Origin of the sequence: Leifsonia sp. CL147, assembly GCF_900114565.1 — a bacterium.
GTDB lineage: Bacteria > Actinomycetota > Actinomycetes > Actinomycetales > Microbacteriaceae > Leifsonia.
In genome coordinates this window covers 1-15,742 of sequence record NZ_FOTM01000026.1, presented here as the reverse complement: position 1 = coordinate 15,742, position 15,742 = coordinate 1, and the positions used below count along the sequence as shown (strand labels likewise).

The 15,742-nt window shown below is 66.9% G+C and carries 15 protein-coding genes; 8 read left to right on the top strand and 7 right to left on the bottom strand.

All coding sequences use genetic code 11. From position 1 onward, the window contains the following. Positions 1-192: 192 nt before the first annotated feature. Positions 193-1,101: a helix-turn-helix transcriptional regulator gene (locus BM287_RS16750; RefSeq protein WP_090041965.1), complete on the bottom strand. Its 909-nt coding sequence runs from the start codon at positions 1,099-1,101 to the stop codon at positions 193-195. A gap of 131 nt (positions 1,102-1,232) precedes the next feature. Here BM287_RS16750 and BM287_RS16745 point away from each other — a divergent pair, with 131 nt between their 5' ends. Beyond that, positions 1,233-2,486, top strand: a complete 1,254-nt coding sequence (locus BM287_RS16745; RefSeq protein WP_090041963.1) for an MFS transporter — start codon at positions 1,233-1,235, stop codon at positions 2,484-2,486. A gap of 130 nt (positions 2,487-2,616) precedes the next feature. Here the strand turns inward: BM287_RS16745 and BM287_RS16740 are convergent, their stop codons facing one another. From BM287_RS16740 to BM287_RS16725, 4 genes are all read right to left on the bottom strand, one after another. Further along, complete coding sequence (locus BM287_RS16740; protein WP_090041961.1) at positions 2,617-4,545, bottom strand: glycoside hydrolase family 127 protein; 1,929 nt, start codon at positions 4,543-4,545, stop codon at positions 2,617-2,619. Between the two features lie 2 nt (positions 4,546-4,547). Further along, positions 4,548-5,447: a carbohydrate ABC transporter permease gene (locus BM287_RS16735; RefSeq protein WP_090041959.1), complete on the bottom strand. Its 900-nt coding sequence runs from the start codon at positions 5,445-5,447 to the stop codon at positions 4,548-4,550. Next, positions 5,444-6,211 (bottom strand): carbohydrate ABC transporter permease, encoded by a 768-nt coding sequence (locus BM287_RS16730; RefSeq protein WP_244528421.1) that lies wholly within the window; start codon positions 6,209-6,211, stop codon positions 5,444-5,446. The genes BM287_RS16735 and BM287_RS16730 overlap by 4 nt, the downstream gene beginning before the upstream one ends. Before the next feature lie 231 nt (positions 6,212-6,442). Then, positions 6,443-7,738 carry an ABC transporter substrate-binding protein gene (locus BM287_RS16725; RefSeq protein WP_090041954.1) on the bottom strand — a complete coding sequence of 432 codons (1,296 nt, stop codon included), beginning with the start codon at positions 7,736-7,738 and terminating at the stop codon, positions 6,443-6,445. Between the two features lie 215 nt (positions 7,739-7,953). Between BM287_RS16725 and BM287_RS16720 the strand changes: the two genes are divergently transcribed. The 4 genes from BM287_RS16720 to BM287_RS16705 all read left to right on the top strand — a co-directional run bounded on the left by BM287_RS16720 (position 7,954) and on the right by BM287_RS16705 (position 12,282). Beyond that, complete coding sequence (locus tag BM287_RS16720; RefSeq protein WP_090041952.1) at positions 7,954-8,979, top strand: LacI family DNA-binding transcriptional regulator; 1,026 nt, start codon at positions 7,954-7,956, stop codon at positions 8,977-8,979. A gap of 168 nt (positions 8,980-9,147) precedes the next feature. After that, a complete protein-coding gene (locus tag BM287_RS16715; protein WP_090041950.1) occupies positions 9,148-10,434 on the top strand; it encodes an enolase C-terminal domain-like protein in 1,287 nt (428 codons plus the stop codon). After that, on the top strand, positions 10,427-11,413 hold the full coding sequence (locus BM287_RS16710) for an aldo/keto reductase (RefSeq protein ID WP_244528420.1): 987 nt from the start codon (positions 10,427-10,429) through the stop codon (positions 11,411-11,413). Before BM287_RS16715 ends, BM287_RS16710 begins: the two co-directional genes overlap by 8 nt. Next, positions 11,410-12,282: an amidohydrolase family protein gene (locus BM287_RS16705; RefSeq protein ID WP_170857604.1), complete on the top strand. Its 873-nt coding sequence runs from the start codon at positions 11,410-11,412 to the stop codon at positions 12,280-12,282. The genes BM287_RS16710 and BM287_RS16705 overlap by 4 nt, the downstream gene beginning before the upstream one ends. 15 nt (positions 12,283-12,297) lie before the next feature. On the opposite strand, the gene BM287_RS16700 is transcribed toward BM287_RS16705, so the two are convergent. Next, positions 12,298-12,969: a FadR/GntR family transcriptional regulator gene (locus BM287_RS16700; RefSeq protein ID WP_090041946.1), complete on the bottom strand. Its 672-nt coding sequence runs from the start codon at positions 12,967-12,969 to the stop codon at positions 12,298-12,300. 70 nt (positions 12,970-13,039) lie between these two features. Here BM287_RS16700 and BM287_RS16695 point away from each other — a divergent pair, with 70 nt between their 5' ends. The 3 genes from BM287_RS16695 (at position 13,040) to BM287_RS16685 (ending at position 14,878) form a co-directional block, all read left to right on the top strand. Next, on the top strand, positions 13,040-13,534 hold the full coding sequence (locus BM287_RS16695; protein ID WP_090041944.1) for a MarR family winged helix-turn-helix transcriptional regulator: 495 nt from the start codon (positions 13,040-13,042) through the stop codon (positions 13,532-13,534). Between the two features lie 121 nt (positions 13,535-13,655). Beyond that, complete coding sequence (locus tag BM287_RS16690; protein ID WP_090041942.1) at positions 13,656-14,462, top strand: MBL fold metallo-hydrolase; 807 nt, start codon at positions 13,656-13,658, stop codon at positions 14,460-14,462. Next, positions 14,453-14,878 (top strand): nuclear transport factor 2 family protein, encoded by a 426-nt coding sequence (locus BM287_RS16685; RefSeq protein WP_090041939.1) that lies wholly within the window; start codon positions 14,453-14,455, stop codon positions 14,876-14,878. Before BM287_RS16690 ends, BM287_RS16685 begins: the two co-directional genes overlap by 10 nt. Before the next feature lie 115 nt (positions 14,879-14,993). On the opposite strand, the gene BM287_RS16680 is transcribed toward BM287_RS16685, so the two are convergent. Beyond that, the coding region (locus BM287_RS16680) for an alpha-hydroxy acid oxidase (RefSeq protein WP_139230723.1) at positions 14,994-15,742 on the bottom strand (749 nt) is incomplete at its 5' end.

Sequence of the window (15,742 nt, the reverse complement as noted above, 5' to 3'; positions counted from 1 at the left end):
GGAGGACACTAGCCCGGCAGCGCGCCGTACACCTCGTCGGTCACCGGCTCGAGCCATTCGTTGCTCACGTCGTCGCCCGGCGTGATGAAGGCGAGGTGGGAGAACCAGGAGCCCGCCTTCGCGCCGTGCCAGTGCTTCGTGCCGGCGGGGACGTGGATGGCCGCGCGAAGGGCTGGTCGAAGTCGGCCGCGGTCATCTGTGCTCCTCCCGCATCGCGCTCGTTGCGCTCGTCGTGTTCGTCGCGCTCGTCGCCGGCTCGCTGGCTGCCCAGGACGCGAGCAGCCGCATGGCGTCCTCGGAGGCCGAGCCCGGTTCGGCGGTGTAGATCGTCATCGTGAGACCGGGGTCGCCCTCCAGCTGCATGCCCTCATACGCGAGGGTCAGGTCTCCGACGACGGGGTGGTGGAAGGATTTGAACCCGGAGCCGTGATGGCGGACGTTGTGGGCGCCCCACCGGGTCCGGAAGTCGGCGCTGCGGGTGGAGAGCTCCCCGATCAGGTCGTGCAGCTCTTTGTTGTGCCGGTCTCGAGTGGCCTCGGTGCGGAGGATCGCGACGACGATGTCGGCGGAGCTCTCCCAGTCCGGGTAGAACTCCAGCGCACGCGGATCGAGAAACAGGTGCCGGGCGATGTTGGGGCCCTGTCCGGGCACGCCGTAGAGCTCGGTGTAGAACGCACGCGCCAGTGGGTTCACCGCCAGCAGGTCCATCCGCCCGTTGCGGACGAACGCGGGCCCCGCGGTCACCGCTTCGAGCGCCCACTGGAGTCCGGGATGCGGCTTCCAGCCGGTCGCGCTGCGCCGCTTCGGCGGCCGGGCGACGGGGCTTGCGGCCTGGGCGAGGTCGAACAGGTGCGCCCGCTCCGCATCGTCGAGCAGGAGTGCTCGGGCGAGGCTGTCGAGCACCTGCGGGGATGCGCCGCTGATCGCGCCGCGCTCCAGCCGCGTGTAGTACTCCACGCTCATCCCGGCGAGCGTTGCGACCTCGCTGCGGCGCAGGCCCGCAACACGCCGGTTCGTGCCGGCAGGCAGGCCGACCTGCTCGGGCGTGACCCGGGCGCGACGGGTGGTGAGGAACTCCCGGACCTCCGCTGGATCGTCCATAACAGCATGTTAGGTTTCGCCGGCAGCAGGAGGGAGTCACCGCCAGTACCACCAATGATGCGGCCTCCCTGCCCGGGGGCATCCCGTGATCATCTTGAACCGGCCCACGACCAGCCGGAGATGGAGACCGCATGCCCGCCCTCATCATGGACGCCCCTCGAGCGACCCGCGTCTCCCGCCGTCTCCCGCTGCTGGTCTACGTGCTCGCCTCCGGCACGTTCCTGATGCTGACGACGGAGTTCGTGATCGCCGGGATCCTCCCGGAAGTGGCCGCCTCGCTGCAGACCTCGCTCGCGGACGCAGGAAGCCTGATCACCGTCTTCGCCGTCGGGATGATCATCGGCGCTCCGCTGATGACGCTGCTGACCGTGCGGCTGCCGAACCGGATCACCCTCATCCTCGCGCTGCTGGTCTTCGTGGCCGGACACGTCCTGGTGGCCCTCAGCTCGGACTTCACCGTGCTCCTGGTCGCCCGCTTCGTCACCGCCGTGGCCACCGGAGCGTTCTGGGCCGTGGCCGCGATCGTCGCGACGCGCGCCTCAGGCGCGGCATCGGGTGCACGGGCCATGGGCGTGGTGGGCGCAGGCGGCGCGCTGGCGACGGTGCTCGGTGTGCCCCTCGGCGCGTTCATCGCCCAGGCCGTCGGCTGGCGCGGAACCTTCTGGGCACTCGCGATCGCCGCAGCCGCGGTCGGCCTCCTGGTCGCATGGGTCCTGCCCACGGACTCCCCCGGGCAGGGGCGCGGTCCGATCCGCTCCTCGCTGGACGGGTTGCGCTCCGGACGGCTCTGGCTGGCACTTCTCGCGTGTCTCACCACCAGCGGCGGTGTCCTCGCGGCATACTCCTACATCGCGCCGATCCTCACCGACCAGGCCGGCATCCCCGCCCGCTTCGTCCCGCTCGTCCTCACCGGATTCGGGATCGGCTCCTTCGCCGGAACGCTCCTCGGCGGACGATTCGGCGACGCGCACCCGGGCCTGGTCACCATCCTCACTCCCGCCGTGTCCACGGTGCTCATCGCGCTCATCGCAGTGACCGCCGCCTCGGCGCCGATGGTGATCCTGGTCGTCCTCCTCGGACTGTCCGGGCTCAGCGCCAACGGCGTACTCATCCATCTCGCCGTCCGTCACGCCGGTCACGCCGCACCGATGGGATCCGCTCTCGCTGTCTCCGCCTTCAACGCAGGCACCGCGATCAGCACCCCGATCGCCGGCGCCACGCTCTCCACCTCGCTCGGCATCCACGGACCGTCCGTCGTCGGTGCGATCATCATCGCGCTGACCCTGCTCCCGACGATCGCCCTCGCCGTCCGAAATGGGTGGCGTCTCCATGGCGCCCATCCCGACGTGGTGCGACCGAAGCCTGAGGCGATGAGGTGCCGATGAATCGTGTCGTCTCCCCATCGAGTCGGGTCGGGGAAGGTCGTGATGGTGGGGTGCTGCTGGGGTGGCGCTACGCGGAAGGTCCGGCAATTGGGGGCTGAGAAACCTCGCTCAGCCCCCAATCGCCCGTGCGCTATCGGGACGGAATCCAGATGCGCATCGACGAGGGGCCCCGCTCAGCCCACTCGTGGTACGGGATCAGGGCGACAGAGGACTCATCCCCGAAGGCGCCCGAATCGTGTTCTCCGTACGGCCAGGGTTCGGCGGGATCGACGCGGCGCGCGGCGCGTACCACCACGCGGTCGCCGATATCCTGTGGCGGCGTCGACGAGTCGACCACGACATCAGAGACGTCGCGCCAGCCCGTCGGCAGGTCGTTCGACTCGAGCGCATACACCACTGGGCCACGCTCGACGGCGACCGATCCTCGCACCGCGTCGATCCTCGCATCCGGGCTCGTAAAGCGAGGAGTCATCGGAAGGTCCAGTGTGATGGTGTCCCCGGCGGTGAATCGACGCCTGACGCGTGCGTAACCCGGCCCGACGTCCTCGGCGCTGCCATTCACGGTCAACTGCGCTCCGCCGGCCCAGCTCGGAACACGAAGTCGCAACGTCCACTCCTCGGTGGCGTCGCGCATGACGCGGACGTTCACCGACCCGGAACGCGGATAGTCCGTCTCGATCGCGAGCGCGACCTCCTCGCCGTTGTCCAGAAGCGTGGTGATGGACGCGGGAGCGAACTGATGGATCTGCACGCCGTCCGCATCCGCCGTTGCAATGTACGCGTCGAGGCTCGCCAGCGTGCGCGCGACGTTGGGTGGGCAACAAGAGACCTCGAACCACGGGGCCCGCAACGACGCCTCCGCGCGCGGTGAGACCGTATCGGGGTCGGCGGCTTCGCCCGGCGTACGGCGGTGCAGGGTGTTCGCGTAGTAGAACGCCGTCCCGTCGGCGGACGGAGAAGTCGCGACCACGTTGAACAGCGTGCGCTCGATCAGGTCGCCGTATCGGTTGCCCCCGGTGGCCAAGAGCATCCGCCAGCTGAACTGTACGGAGGCGATCGCGGCGCACGTCTCCGAGTAGGCGCGGTCCGGCGGCAGCTCGAAGTCGTCGCCGAACGCCTCGTCCTGGTGGTGGGAGCCTTGGCCGCCGGTCACGTAGGTGCGTCGCGCCACCGTGTTGTCCCACTGCGTCGTCAAGGCGCCGAGCAGTTGGGTGTCGCCGGTCTCGGTCGCTACGTCCGCTGCGCCCGACGCGAGATAGTTGGCACGCACCGCGTGACCGCGCATCACCTCGGCCTGACGGATGGGCATGTCGTCCTGATAGTAGGAGCGACCCCATTCGATGTCCGGCAGGGTCCCAGTGCCTCGACGTTCGATGAAGAGGCGCGCCTGCTCGATGTACCGGTTGTCACCGGTGGCCCGGCCCAGCTCGACAAGAGCGGTCTCGACCTCGGCGTGACCGCACACGGACTGAATGCCGTCAGCTCCGAACACCTCGCAGATCAGATCGGCGAATCGCACAGCGATCTCGATGAGGCCGTCGTCGCTGCCCGGTCGAGTACGGATGCGAGCGACAGCGGCTTGGAAGAGGTGGCCGGCGCAATAGAGTTCGTGTCCCCAGGCGAGGTCCGACCACCGTGGGTCCTGCGTGGGCCGGCCGAAGTTCGTGTTGAGGTACCCGTCCGGTTCTTGAGCCGCGGCCAAGCGGGTGACCGTGTCGCGGAACTGCTTCTCCAGGTGCGGATCGTCGTCACGGCCCAGTTGCCACGCGACAGCCTCGAGGTACTTGTACACCTCCGAGTCCGAGAACTCGCGGCCCCGGCGATTGTCGGATGTGAGCGTTCCGGCAGCCGCGAGATCGAAGTTGGGGAGCCATCCCTCGCGCTCGAGCCAATGCGAGATGTGAGGGAGGGTTCCTGTCACATTCACGCTCTGCATGCGCGACCAGAATCCACCGGTGATACGGACTTCTCCGAGCCCCAGCGGACGCAGGGTGCCACGTGATGGGTCGGCCGGAGCGACGGGTGCGTTGAGACGTCTGTTGGAGTCGGTGATCGTCATGGTCATCCCTTGAACGCGCCGGACATGAATCCGCGCACGTAGTGTCGTTGCAGGATCAGGAAGAGCAGGATGCAGGGCACCGCGAGCACGACCACGCCGGCCTCCGTGGCCCCATAGTCGACGACGCCTTGCACCTGCCCGCGGAGGTTGGAGATCGCCAGCGGCAGCGTCATCCGGTTGGTGTCATTGATGAGGATGAGGGGGGCGATGAAGTCGTTCCATGCGGCCAGGAACGCGAACAGCCCCACCGTGACGAGCCCGGGCTTGACCGCCGGGATAAGGACACGCCAGAGGACGCGGAATGTCGAACAGCCGTCGACCATCGCGGCCTCGTCGAGTTCGCGTGGCACGGCCTCGAAGGAGATGCGCATCATGAAGGTCGCGAACGGCAGCTGGAACATCGTCAGCACCAGCGCCACTCCCACGAGGGAGTTGGACAGACCCACAAGGTTCAGCAGAACGTAGAGGGGAATCAGCAGGGTGGCGTACGGAACCATCAAGATCGCCAGTGTCGCCATGAACAGCACATTGCGCCCGGGGAACCTGAAGCGGGCGAAGGCATAGCCTCCCAGCAGCGAGACCAGCAGTGTCAGAAAGACGGTCAGCAATGAAACGAACAGCGAGTTGCCGATGTAGACCCAGATACCGGACTGGTAGTTCGCCAGCGACACGTAATTGCCGACACCCCAGCCCTTGGTCTGGTTCGTTCCGGCCAGCGGGGCGAACGATGACACGGCGGTCCAGAGCAGGGGGTACAGGAAGATCAGGGCGAGACCGCCGGTGAGCACCCAGAATGGCGTGCGTACCGCGATGCCTGCGACCCGCGAACTCGACGTGCGACCTGCCGCGGCGCGGTGGGCGTGACCCTCCAGCGTTCCTTCGCCGATGGTCTGGGTGCTCATACCGCCCCCTCCTTTTCTCCGAAGGCCCGGATCTGGGCGACGTTGATGATGACCAAGGCGATGAGCACGATGACCGAGAGGGCACCGGCCACGCCGAGGTTGTTGGGTCCCTGGAAGGCGACACTGTAGATCAACTGCACGACGGTGATCGTGGAGTTGTCCGGGCCGCCTTTGGTCAGGATGTAGAACTGCTCGAACGCGAGCAGGGAGCCGGTCACGCAGAGAACCGTGGTGAGCGCGAGCGTGGGCCGCAGCAAGGGCAACGTGACGCCCCGGAACTGCTGCCAGCGATTGGCCCCGTCAATGCGGGCGGCCTCGTACACCTCATCCGGGATCCCCTGCAGACCGACGAGCATGAGCAGCATGTAGAAGCCGGCGAAACGCCAGACGATGAGGAACACCGTCGACCACAGGGCACCGGCAGGGGTGCCGAGGAAGGTGAAGCCCCACGACTTCATCAGGTCGGCGAACGGGCCGGCGATCGGCGAATAGAGGACGTAGAACAGCAGCGACGCCGAGGCCAGCCCGAGTGCGCTCGGGACGAGGAACGCCGTCCGCAGGAATCCCTTCCAGCGGGTCGACTCCTGCACGAGCATGGCCAGACCGAGCGCGAGACCGAGCAGGATGATGGTGGTGACGACCGTGTAGGTCAGCGTGAACACCATTGAGTCGATGAAGAAACGGTTGTTCAGCGCGTCAGTGTAGTTCTTGGGAAAGTTGACGCCCTGATTGCCGCCGAGCAGCGGCCAGTTCGATGCCGACATCTGCAGTACGAGAAGCAGCGGAAGGATGAAGAGCAGGAGGACGAATAGCGCAGTTGGCGTTGCGTAGGCCCAACCTTGGAAACGGCGGCCGAGGTGCCTCCGACGGTTAGGGCGCTTGGGACGGGCGGGAGCGGAACCCACCGTCGCACTCGCGGTCATGGTGATGCCTTTCGTGGAACGTGGAAGTGTGCCGCGGGCGAGCAGACGTGCGCTCGCCCGCGGCACGGGGTGTTACTGGGACAGAACCGAGTCGATCTGCTTGTTGTCGGTCTCGACGGTGTTGCTGTTGTTGAGAACCGCGTTGCGGGTCAGGGTCAGCCACGGACTGTTCGGCGCGTTGAATGCCTGCTGGAAGTTCAGCGAGAACGGGGTTTCGCCCTTGCCTGCGACCTGGTTGATCGTGACCAGGCGCGGGTCCTTCGCCGAGTACTGGTTGTTGGCGAGATCGGAGCGGGACACCACGTCCTGGTCCTTGGCCAGCACGCCGACCTGCGCGTCCGTGGACATCATCCACTGGAGGAAGTTCCATGCCTGAGCGGCCTTCTTCGAGTCCTTCGAGACACCGATGCCGTCACCGCCGACGAAGGTGGAGGCGCCACCGTTGGGGCCGGGCAGGCCGGCCACGCCCACGTTGAACCCGGTCGTGGAGGACAGAAGGCTGGCCGGGTACGGCTGGATTCCGACCTTGCCCTGAGTGAAGCCCGCGGTCCAGGTCGCGCCGGTCTCGTCCTTCGACGACGGCAGGACAGCGCCCGACTTCCACAGGTCGGCCCAGGTGCTGTAGACGTCCTTCGCCGCGCTGCTGTCGAGCAGCGACTTCGTTCCGTCCGAGTTCATGACCTGCTTGCCGTCGGCCCAGATCGACGGGAACCAGGTGAACACTTCGCAGCCGCCACAGGCAAGACCGGTGGCCGTGCCGTAGGTGTCGGGCTTGTTCAACGCCTGGACCTTCTTGGCGTCGTCGGCGAATTCCTTCAGGGTCGTCGGGGCCTTGTTCGGGTCGAGGCCAGCCGCCTTGAAGAGGTCCTTGTTCCAGAACATCATCGACAGGTCGAGCACGAACGGCAGCACGTGCTCCTTGCCGTCGAGCGTCCCGGCCTTCAGGTGTCCCTGGTTGATGGAGGACTTGTACGACAGACCGTTGATCTCCGGGGTGATGTCCTGGAACAGCCCCTGCTTGACCCAGTTCGGCACGTAGACGATGTCGGCAGCGAACAGGTCCGGAAGACCGTTGGAGCCCGCCGCTGCGCCGACCTTGGCGACATAGTCATCGTTGGGGACGACGGTGAGCTGCACCTGGTTCTTGTGGCTCTTGTTGTAGGCCTCGACCAACAGCTTGGCCTGCTTCTCCAGCGGAGCCCGTGTCCAGAGCGTGAGCTTGGACCCGTCGTCCGTGCCGGTCTTGGTGATGGTTTGGCTTCCAGAGGAAGAGTTCCCTCCGGATGAACAGGCGGCCAGCGACACAGCCAGCGCTCCTGCGACAGCCGCAGCGACAAGGCGTCGCGTGCGGGATTGGAACATAGTCATTGCATCTCCTCTGTGCTCCTCGTTGAGCGAGCTTCTCCAGCGGAGCGGAGCTCGTCGTTGAGTCGGGCTTGACGTATTCACCCTCTGGTCTAGACGCTAACCGAAAGGGGTTTCGGCTATTACAGCCCCTGAGCGCTTACGATGTCAAGCACGGCCAGCTACCAATTCCGAAACAAATGCGTTAGGCTTTCGAAAAGTTACGAAAGCGAGATTCGATGGCGAAGACAAAGACCGGTTCGACGGCTCCCACGCTCGGGCAGGTGGCCGAACTGGCCGGTGTGTCGATGGCGACAGCATCCAAGGCGCTCAACGGGCGCGCCGAGGTCGCCGCTCGTACGCGGCAGCGCGTGTTCGACGCCGCCGCCAAGGTGGGCTTCACACCGAACGCCATCGCGCAAAGCCTGATGGCGGGAAGAACGGGCACGGTCGGCCTGATCACCGGCGACCTGGAGGGCCGGTTCTCCATCCCCATCCTGATGGGGGCTGAAGACGCATTCGGCGCAGGCAGCACATCGATCTTCTTATGCGATGCACGCGGCGACTCCATCCGCGAGCGGCACCATGTGCGCGCGCTCCTCAGTCGCCGCATCGACGGCCTGATCGTGGTGGGCTACGAGACCAACCCTCGCCCCCCGCTCGCCGACACGCTTCCAGTCCCGGTCGTGTACGCATACGCACCCTCCTCGGAACCCGGCGACATATCGGTCGCGAGCGACAATATCGAGGCAGGACGGATGGCGGCGGACCACCTCATCTCCTGCGGCCGGACCCGCATCGCCTACATCGCCGGCGACGTCTCCTACAGCGCCGCACGCGATCGCGTCACCGGCGCGACCGAGGCGCTCCACGCCGCAGGACTGTCCTTACTGGGCGGGGAGGCGATGTACGGTGCTTGGTCGGAGCATTGGGGCCGCGGCGCCGCTCGAGGGATACTCGCACGCTATCCGGAGGTCGACGGCATCCTGTGCGGATCGGATCAGATCGCCCGTGGAGTCATCGATGCGCTACGCGACGAAGGCAAGGATGTGCCCGCCGAGATCGCTGTCATGGGCCACGACAACTGGGAACCGATTGCGACTCAGTCCCGTCCGCCTCTGTCGACCATCGACATGAACCTGAAGGAGTTGGGCCGCGTGGCGGCGCAGCTGCTCTTTCGCGCTATCGAGGGTGAGGACGTGTCGGGTTTGCATGAGGTTCCGTGCCGGGTGGTCCCCCGCGATTCGACCGCGCTGACGCTCTGAACGAGCTGGTCGGCTTGTTCTCGGACTGTTTGCCGCAGCATCGGAACATCCGAACTATGAGGTGAGGTCTCCGCTCATTTGCCGCAAACGAGCCAGCCTTACCGTCGATTGACAGGCTAGACATCGGATGTCTAAGCTCATGCGTACCCTCCACTGAAGGAACCCCACGTGAGCACGATCACAGCAATCGACACCTACGACGTTCGCTTTCCGACCTCGACCATGCTCGATGGGTCGGACGCGATGAACCCGGACCCCGACTATTCGGCCGCCTACGTGCGCATCGTCACCGACAGCGACGACGGCCTCGCCGGTCACGGCTTCGTGTTCACCATCGGGCGCGGCAACGATGTCGAGGTGGCGGCGATCCGGGCGCTCGAAGGTCATCTGCTCGGACGCGACGTGGAGGAACTGCTCGGCGACATGGGGACGACCTGGCGCGACCTCGTCTACGACTCCCAGTTGCGCTGGCTCGGGCCCGAGAAGGGTGTCATGCACATGGCCATCGGGGCCGTCGTCAACGCGCTCTGGGACCTCAAGGCGAAGCGCGCGGGTCTGCCCCTGTGGGAGCTCCTCGCGGCGATGACGCCGGAGGAGATCGTGTCGCTCGTCGACTTTCGCTACCTGACCGACGCACTCACCCCTGCGGAGGCCCTCGGGATCCTCCGCGCCGCCGTACCGGGCCGGGACGCACGCCGCGCGGAGCTTCTCGCTACGGGCTACCCGGCCTACACGACCACGCCCGGGTGGCTCGGCTACGACGACGCCAAACTGGACCAGCTGTGCCGGGAGGCCGTCGCCGACGGGTTCGCCCAGATCAAGCTCAAGGTCGGAGCGGATCGGGCGGATGACGTTCGTCGCCTCGGCATCGCTCGCGCAGCGATCGGCCCCGGGATCCGGCTGGCGGTCGACGCGAACCAGCGGTGGGATGCAGCGGAGGCGATCGACTGGATCGCCGACCTCGCACCCTTCGACCTCGCCTGGGTGGAAGAGCCAACGAACCCGGACGACATTCTGGCGCACGCTGCGATCGCTCGCGGGATCGCGCCGATCCCGGTGGCGACCGGCGAGCACGGCGCGAACCGTGTGATGTTCAAACAGTTCCTGCAGGCGGACGCGCTCCGTGTGCTCCAGATCGATGCGAGCCGGGTCGCCGGCGTCAACGAGAACATTGCGATCCTGCTGCTGGCGGCGAAGTTCGGCGTGCGCGTCTGCCCGCACGCGGGCGGGGTCGGCCTGTGCGAGGTCGTCCAGCATCTGTCGATGTTCGACTTCCTGGCGGTTTCGGGCACCAGCGACGACAGGATGATCGAGTACGTCGATCATCTCCACGAGCACTTCGTCGTCCCGGTCGACGTTCACGATGGGCGGTACTGGCCGCCGGCGACGCCCGGGTCCGGCGCTGAGATGCACGAGGCATCCATCGCCGAATTCGACTGGGGCGTCCGTGCCTGAATCCGTTCTCCCCCGTCCCCGCCGTGCACCGGCACTCGCATTCGGTCCGCTTTCCTTCGGCGGCGGGAACCTGGGCAACCTCTTCCGCGCGATGAGCGACGACGATGCTCACGCGATGCTCGAGTTCGCCTGGGAGGCGGGCATCCGCTCCTTCGACACGGCGCCGCACTATGGCCTGGGTCTGTCCGAACGCCGGCTGGGCGCGTTCCTCGCGACGAAGCCGCGTGACGAATTCGTCCTGTCGACCAAGGTCGGGCGGTTGCTCGTCGACAACCCGGGAGGCAGCGCCGGATACGACGACGAGAACGGGTTCGCTGTTCCGGACGACCTGAGACGTGTCTGGGATTTCAGTGCCGACGGCGTGCGCCGCAGCCTCGAAGACTCCCTCCTCCGTCTCGGTCTCGACCGCGTGGATGTGCTGTACCTTCACGACCCGGACGAGTTCGATCTCGATTCGGCGATCGCCGACGGCGTGCCCGCTGTCGCCGCGCTCCGCGACGACGGCCTCGTGCGAGCCGTCGGCATCGGCTCGAAGTCCGTGACGGCGCTCCTCGCGGGCGTGCGAACCGACGCACTCGACCTGCTGATGATCGCCGGCCGCTACACGCTTCTCGAGCAACCGGCACTGGAGGAGGTGATTCCCGAGGCGGCCGGACGCGGGATCGGCGTCGTCAACGCGGCCGTCTTCAATTCGGGTCTGCTCGCACGAAGCACACCCGGCCCCTCGGCCCGCTACGAGTACGCGGCTGCACCGTCCGCGGTGCTCGAGCGGGCACGCGCGATCGCCGCCGTGTGCGCTGAGCACGACGTGGAACTGCCGGCCGCCGCGTTGCAGTACACCCTGCGCGACCCGGCCGTTCGCACCGTCGTCGCCGGTGCCGCCTCCGCCGCGCAGCTCCGGCAGACGGTGGAGCGGATGGGTGCATCGATCCCCGAAGCGCTGTGGGCCGACCTTCGCGACCGGGATCTGATCCCGTGACGCTCGCATCCACGCGCCGCATCGATGCGCACCTCCATCTGTGGGATCTCGACGCCGGCGAATACGCTTGGCTGACTCCCGAGCACGGCGCGCTGTACTCGACCTTCACAGCCGAACAAGCGAGAGCGGAACTCGACGCTGCCGGAATCGGGCCGGCGATCCTGGTGCAGGCGGAGAACACGCTCCGCGACACCGGCTACATGCTCGGTGTGGCGGAGCAGAACGCGTGGGTCGCCGGCGTGGTGGGCTGGGTGCCGCTCGACGAGCCGAGGGCGGCCGAGGCGGCGCTCGATCGCTGGGGTCAGCATCCGGCCTTTCGCGGTGTCCGGCATCTGGTGCACGACGACCCGCGGACCGACTTCCTCGAACTCGCGGAGGTCAGATCATCGCTGGCGTCGCTGGCGCGCCGGGGACTGGCCTTCGAGGTCCCGGATGCGTGGCCCGCCCATCTCGATCAGGCCGGCGACGTGGTGCGCGCCCTTCCCGAGCTCACCGTCGTGGTGGATCACCTGGCCAAGCCGCCGGTGGGTCGGGATGCGTTCCGCGCGTGGCGTTCGTCGTTCGCTGCCGTCGCCGCTCTTCCGAACACCGTGGCGAAGGTGTCTGGGCTTACTCTTCCCGGCGTGCCATTCACGGCTGAGGCTCTGAGACCTGCGTGGGATGCGGCTCTCGAGCTGTTCGGACCGTCCCGCCTGATGTACGGAGGGGACTGGCCGATCACCGTGCGCTTCGGGGGATACCAGCGCGCCTGGGCCGTCTACGCGGAATGGATCGGCGAGCTCAGCGCTGCCGAGCAGAAGCACATCCTCTGGAATACCGCCGTGAGGACCTACTCCCTCAGCGATCCGGTGTCCCCTGGCCGCCCCTGAATCAGCGACGTGATGTCAGAGCGCTTTGCGCAGCCATGATTCGACCCCGTCGATGTGCACCGTCACCAGTGCCCTCGCGAGTTCGGCGTCTCTGCGTTCGAGCGCATCCACGATCGCGTGGTGTTCCGTCAACGTACGTTCGACGGCATTCTCCTGGGTCAGGCCTCGCCAGATCCGTGCACGAACGGTCCCGCTCGAGAGACCATGGATCAGGCTCGCGAGATAGGCATTGCCCGACGATTCGCTGATGAGCTCGTGGAAGGCCAGGTCGTGCGCGACCAGGCCCTCGATGCTGGTCGAAACGTCGACGGCGTTCACCTCCGACCGGAGCGCAGCCGCTGCGTCGTCCGTCATCGCGACGGCGGCGAGAGCCGCGGCGGCCGGTTCGAGGATGCGACGCACCGCGAAGATCTCCAGGACGGACGAATCGTCGTGCAGGTCGACGACGAACGACATGGCCTCCAGCAGCAGCTGGGGCTCAAGGCTCGTGACATACGTTCCATCGCCGCGCCGCACGTCGAGCACACGGATCACCTCGAGGGCTTTGACGGCTTCGCGCAGGGAACTGCGCGAGAGACCGAGCCGCTCACTGAGCTCCTGCTCGCGCGGGAGACGGTCGCCGGGAGCGAGCTCGCCGGAGAGGATCATGTTCTTGATCTTGAGGATCGCCTCATCGGTGACAGCCACGCGACCAGCCTAATGGTCGGATGTTTCATCGAGCCGCTCCCACCCTGGTCGCTCCGCCTAGTCTTGACCCATGGCGGATGAGACCCGGTTCCACAGCGCCGCAGAGGCGGCGAACGATCCACGCGTCCTGGCGTTCGGTCGGCTGCTCGGTGCCGCCAACCGACTCGAGTTCCTCTTGGGACGTGATCTGGAGGAGCGGCTCGGGCTCCCGCACGTCATGTTCGAACTGCTCCTCCTCGTGGGACGGGCGGGCGAGGAGGGACTGCCCATTCGCGAGATCGCCCAAGCCCGCGTACTCACCTCCGGAGGCGCGACCAGGCTGGTCCAGCGCGCGTTGGCCCAGGGGCTGGTGACACGCACCCCCTCGGCACGGGATGCGCGCGTGCAGCTCATCCAGCTCACGCCGCTCGGTGCGCGGACCGTCACCGAGGCCGGCAATGTGCACGTGCGTAACATCGAACGCCACCTTGTGGACGTTCTCGGCGATGACGAGATGGCGTCGTTCTCGACCATGATCCGGAAGCTCAGCGAGAGCGCAGCACGGTCGCTCCCGGTGATGCCGTAAAACGTGGAGAAGATCGCCCCTAGGGGAATAGCTGACTAGTCAGCTAAGTTGAGTGCGATGCGGGCCGCCTGGTCCGCGCCGGGGCTCTGCAGCCCGGGCACCTTCTGAAAGGGATTTCCCCATGCCGTTGAATTTCGATGTGTTCGACCTCGACTTTCCCGCTGGATCGAAGAACAAGTCGGCCGTCCTCGTCTCGAACGAGTCCGAAGCGGTGCTGATCGATGCCGGCTTCACCCGGGCGGACGGGCACCGACTCGTCGCTGCGATCCTCGACTCCGGCAAGAAGCTGACGACTGTGTTCGTCAGCCACGCCGACCCCGACTTCTACTTCGGCTTGGAGGTCATCGCCGACGCGTTCCCCGCAGCGACCCTCGTCGCCACGCCGCTGGTGATCGAACACATCCGCGCATCCTTCGAGGGCAAGCTCGTGGCGTGGGCGGCACTCGGCCAGAACCTGCCCACCCGGCTCGTCGACCTGGAGCCGTTCACGGGCGACGCCCTCGCCATCGGCGATGAGAAGTTGGAGCTGCACGGTGGCTCGGAACTGCTCCCGGACCGTCACTATCTGTGGCACGCGCCATCCCGCAGCATCCTCGGCGGCGTCCTCCTGTTCCAGGACGAGCATGTGTGGACCGCGGACACCGCCACTCCCGAGCTTCGGGCGGACTGGGTCGGCACGCTCGAGAAGATGGCCGCCCGAGAGCCGGCGCTGGTCGTCGCCGGCCACCGCCGACCTGCCAGCGCGAACGACGCCACGGCCATCGCCTACACGCGCGACTACCTGCTCGCTTTCGAGGACCTTCTCGCGCAGTCCAGCAACGGCGCATCGGTCACGGAGGCCCTCGTGCAGCGCTACCCCGGATCCGGGATGCTGATCGCCGCTCAGATCGGACCCAAGGTGGCCAAGGGAGAGATGACATGGGGCTGAGCCAGAACCCGGCGGGCGATACGTCGTCGGAATCACGCGACGTCGTCCGGCGTCAGTACCTCGCCTCCGCTGCCGGCGATCTCGACGCCCTGCGCGCGACGCTGGCGCCCGACGTGGAGTGGACGGAGATGGCCGGCTTTCCCCTCGCCGGCACCTATCGCACCCCCGAGGGCGTCACTTCCCACGTGATGGAGAAGCTCGGAGAGGACTGGCAGGACTGGACCGCACACGACGACACCTACATCGTCGACGGTGAGAACGTCGTCGTCCTCGCCCGGTACACCGCCATCCACCGGACCACGCGGAAACCGCTGAATGTTCGCGTCGCTCACCACTTCGTCGTGCGCGGACGGCTGATCGTGCGATTCGAGCAGTTCGTCGACACCGCCAAAGTGCTCGAAGCCGCCACGAACTGACGCACCTCCGCCGACGCCTAACCCCCCCACCGTCGAGTCCACGAAGATTGCACGCTGTCGCGGCGTTTCGCGTGCAATCTGTGCGGACTCGACGGTGGGGCTCAGGCGCGGGGGGTCAGGGGTGGAGGGGGTGGAGGCGTGTGAGTTGGGTGACGTGCTGGGGGCCGAGTTCGGCGAGGGAGCGCACCTGGAGCAGTTTCATGGTGCGCACCAGTTGGTCGGTGAGGATCTGGATGGTGCGATCCACACCGGCGCGCCCGCCGGCCATCAACCCGTACAGGTAGGCGCGGCCGATCAGGGTGAATTTGGCGCCGAGGGCGTAGGCGGCGATGATGTCGGCGCCGTTCATGATCCCGGTATCGATCGCGACCTCCGTGTCCCGGCCGACCTCGCGCACCACCGAGGGGAGCAGGTGGAACGGGACCGGCGCCCGGTCCAGCTGACGGCCGCCGTGGTTGGAGAGCACGATCCCATCCACCCCGGCATCCACCAGGGCCTTCGCATCCTGAACGGTCTGCACGCCTTTGACCACCAGCTTCCCCGGCCACATCCCCCGGATGACCTTCAGGTCCTCGAAATCGATCGACGGGTCCATCGCCGCGTTCAGCAGATCACCGACCGTGCCACCGGTCTGGGACAGCGACGCGAACTCCAGCTTCGGAGTGGTCAGGAAATCGAACCACCACCACGGCCGCGGGATCGCATTCAGGATCGTACCCACCGTCAGCTGCGGCGGAATGGAGAACCCGTTGCGCTTATCCCGCAACCGCGCCCCCGCCACCGGGGTGTCCACCGTGAAGAACAGCGTGTCGAACCCCGCCGCCGCAGCCCGCTCCACCAGACCATAGGAGATCTCCCGCTGCC

Excerpts from the sequence above, each read along its gene's own strand:
- BM287_RS16750 (WP_090041965.1), bottom strand. The coding sequence starts at position 1,101 with ATGGACGATCCAGCGGAGGTCCGGGAGTTCCTCACCACCCGTCGCGCC.
- BM287_RS16745 (WP_090041963.1), top strand. The coding sequence starts at position 1,233 with ATGCCCGCCCTCATCATGGACGCCCCTCGAGCGACCCGCGTCTCCCGC.
- BM287_RS16740 (WP_090041961.1), bottom strand. The coding sequence starts at position 4,545 with ATGACGATCACCGACTCCAACAGACGTCTCAACGCACCCGTCGCTCCG.
- BM287_RS16735 (WP_090041959.1), bottom strand. The coding sequence starts at position 5,447 with ATGAGCACCCAGACCATCGGCGAAGGAACGCTGGAGGGTCACGCCCAC.
- BM287_RS16730 (WP_244528421.1), bottom strand. The coding sequence starts at position 6,211 with ATGTCGGCATCGAACTGGCCGCTGCTCGGCGGCAATCAGGGCGTCAAC.
- BM287_RS16725 (WP_090041954.1), bottom strand. The coding sequence starts at position 7,738 with ATGACTATGTTCCAATCCCGCACGCGACGCCTTGTCGCTGCGGCTGTC.
- BM287_RS16720 (WP_090041952.1), top strand. The coding sequence starts at position 7,954 with ATGGCGAAGACAAAGACCGGTTCGACGGCTCCCACGCTCGGGCAGGTG.
- BM287_RS16695 (WP_090041944.1), top strand. The coding sequence starts at position 13,040 with ATGGCGGATGAGACCCGGTTCCACAGCGCCGCAGAGGCGGCGAACGAT.
- BM287_RS16690 (WP_090041942.1), top strand. The coding sequence starts at position 13,656 with ATGCCGTTGAATTTCGATGTGTTCGACCTCGACTTTCCCGCTGGATCG.
- BM287_RS16685 (WP_090041939.1), top strand. The coding sequence starts at position 14,453 with ATGGGGCTGAGCCAGAACCCGGCGGGCGATACGTCGTCGGAATCACGC.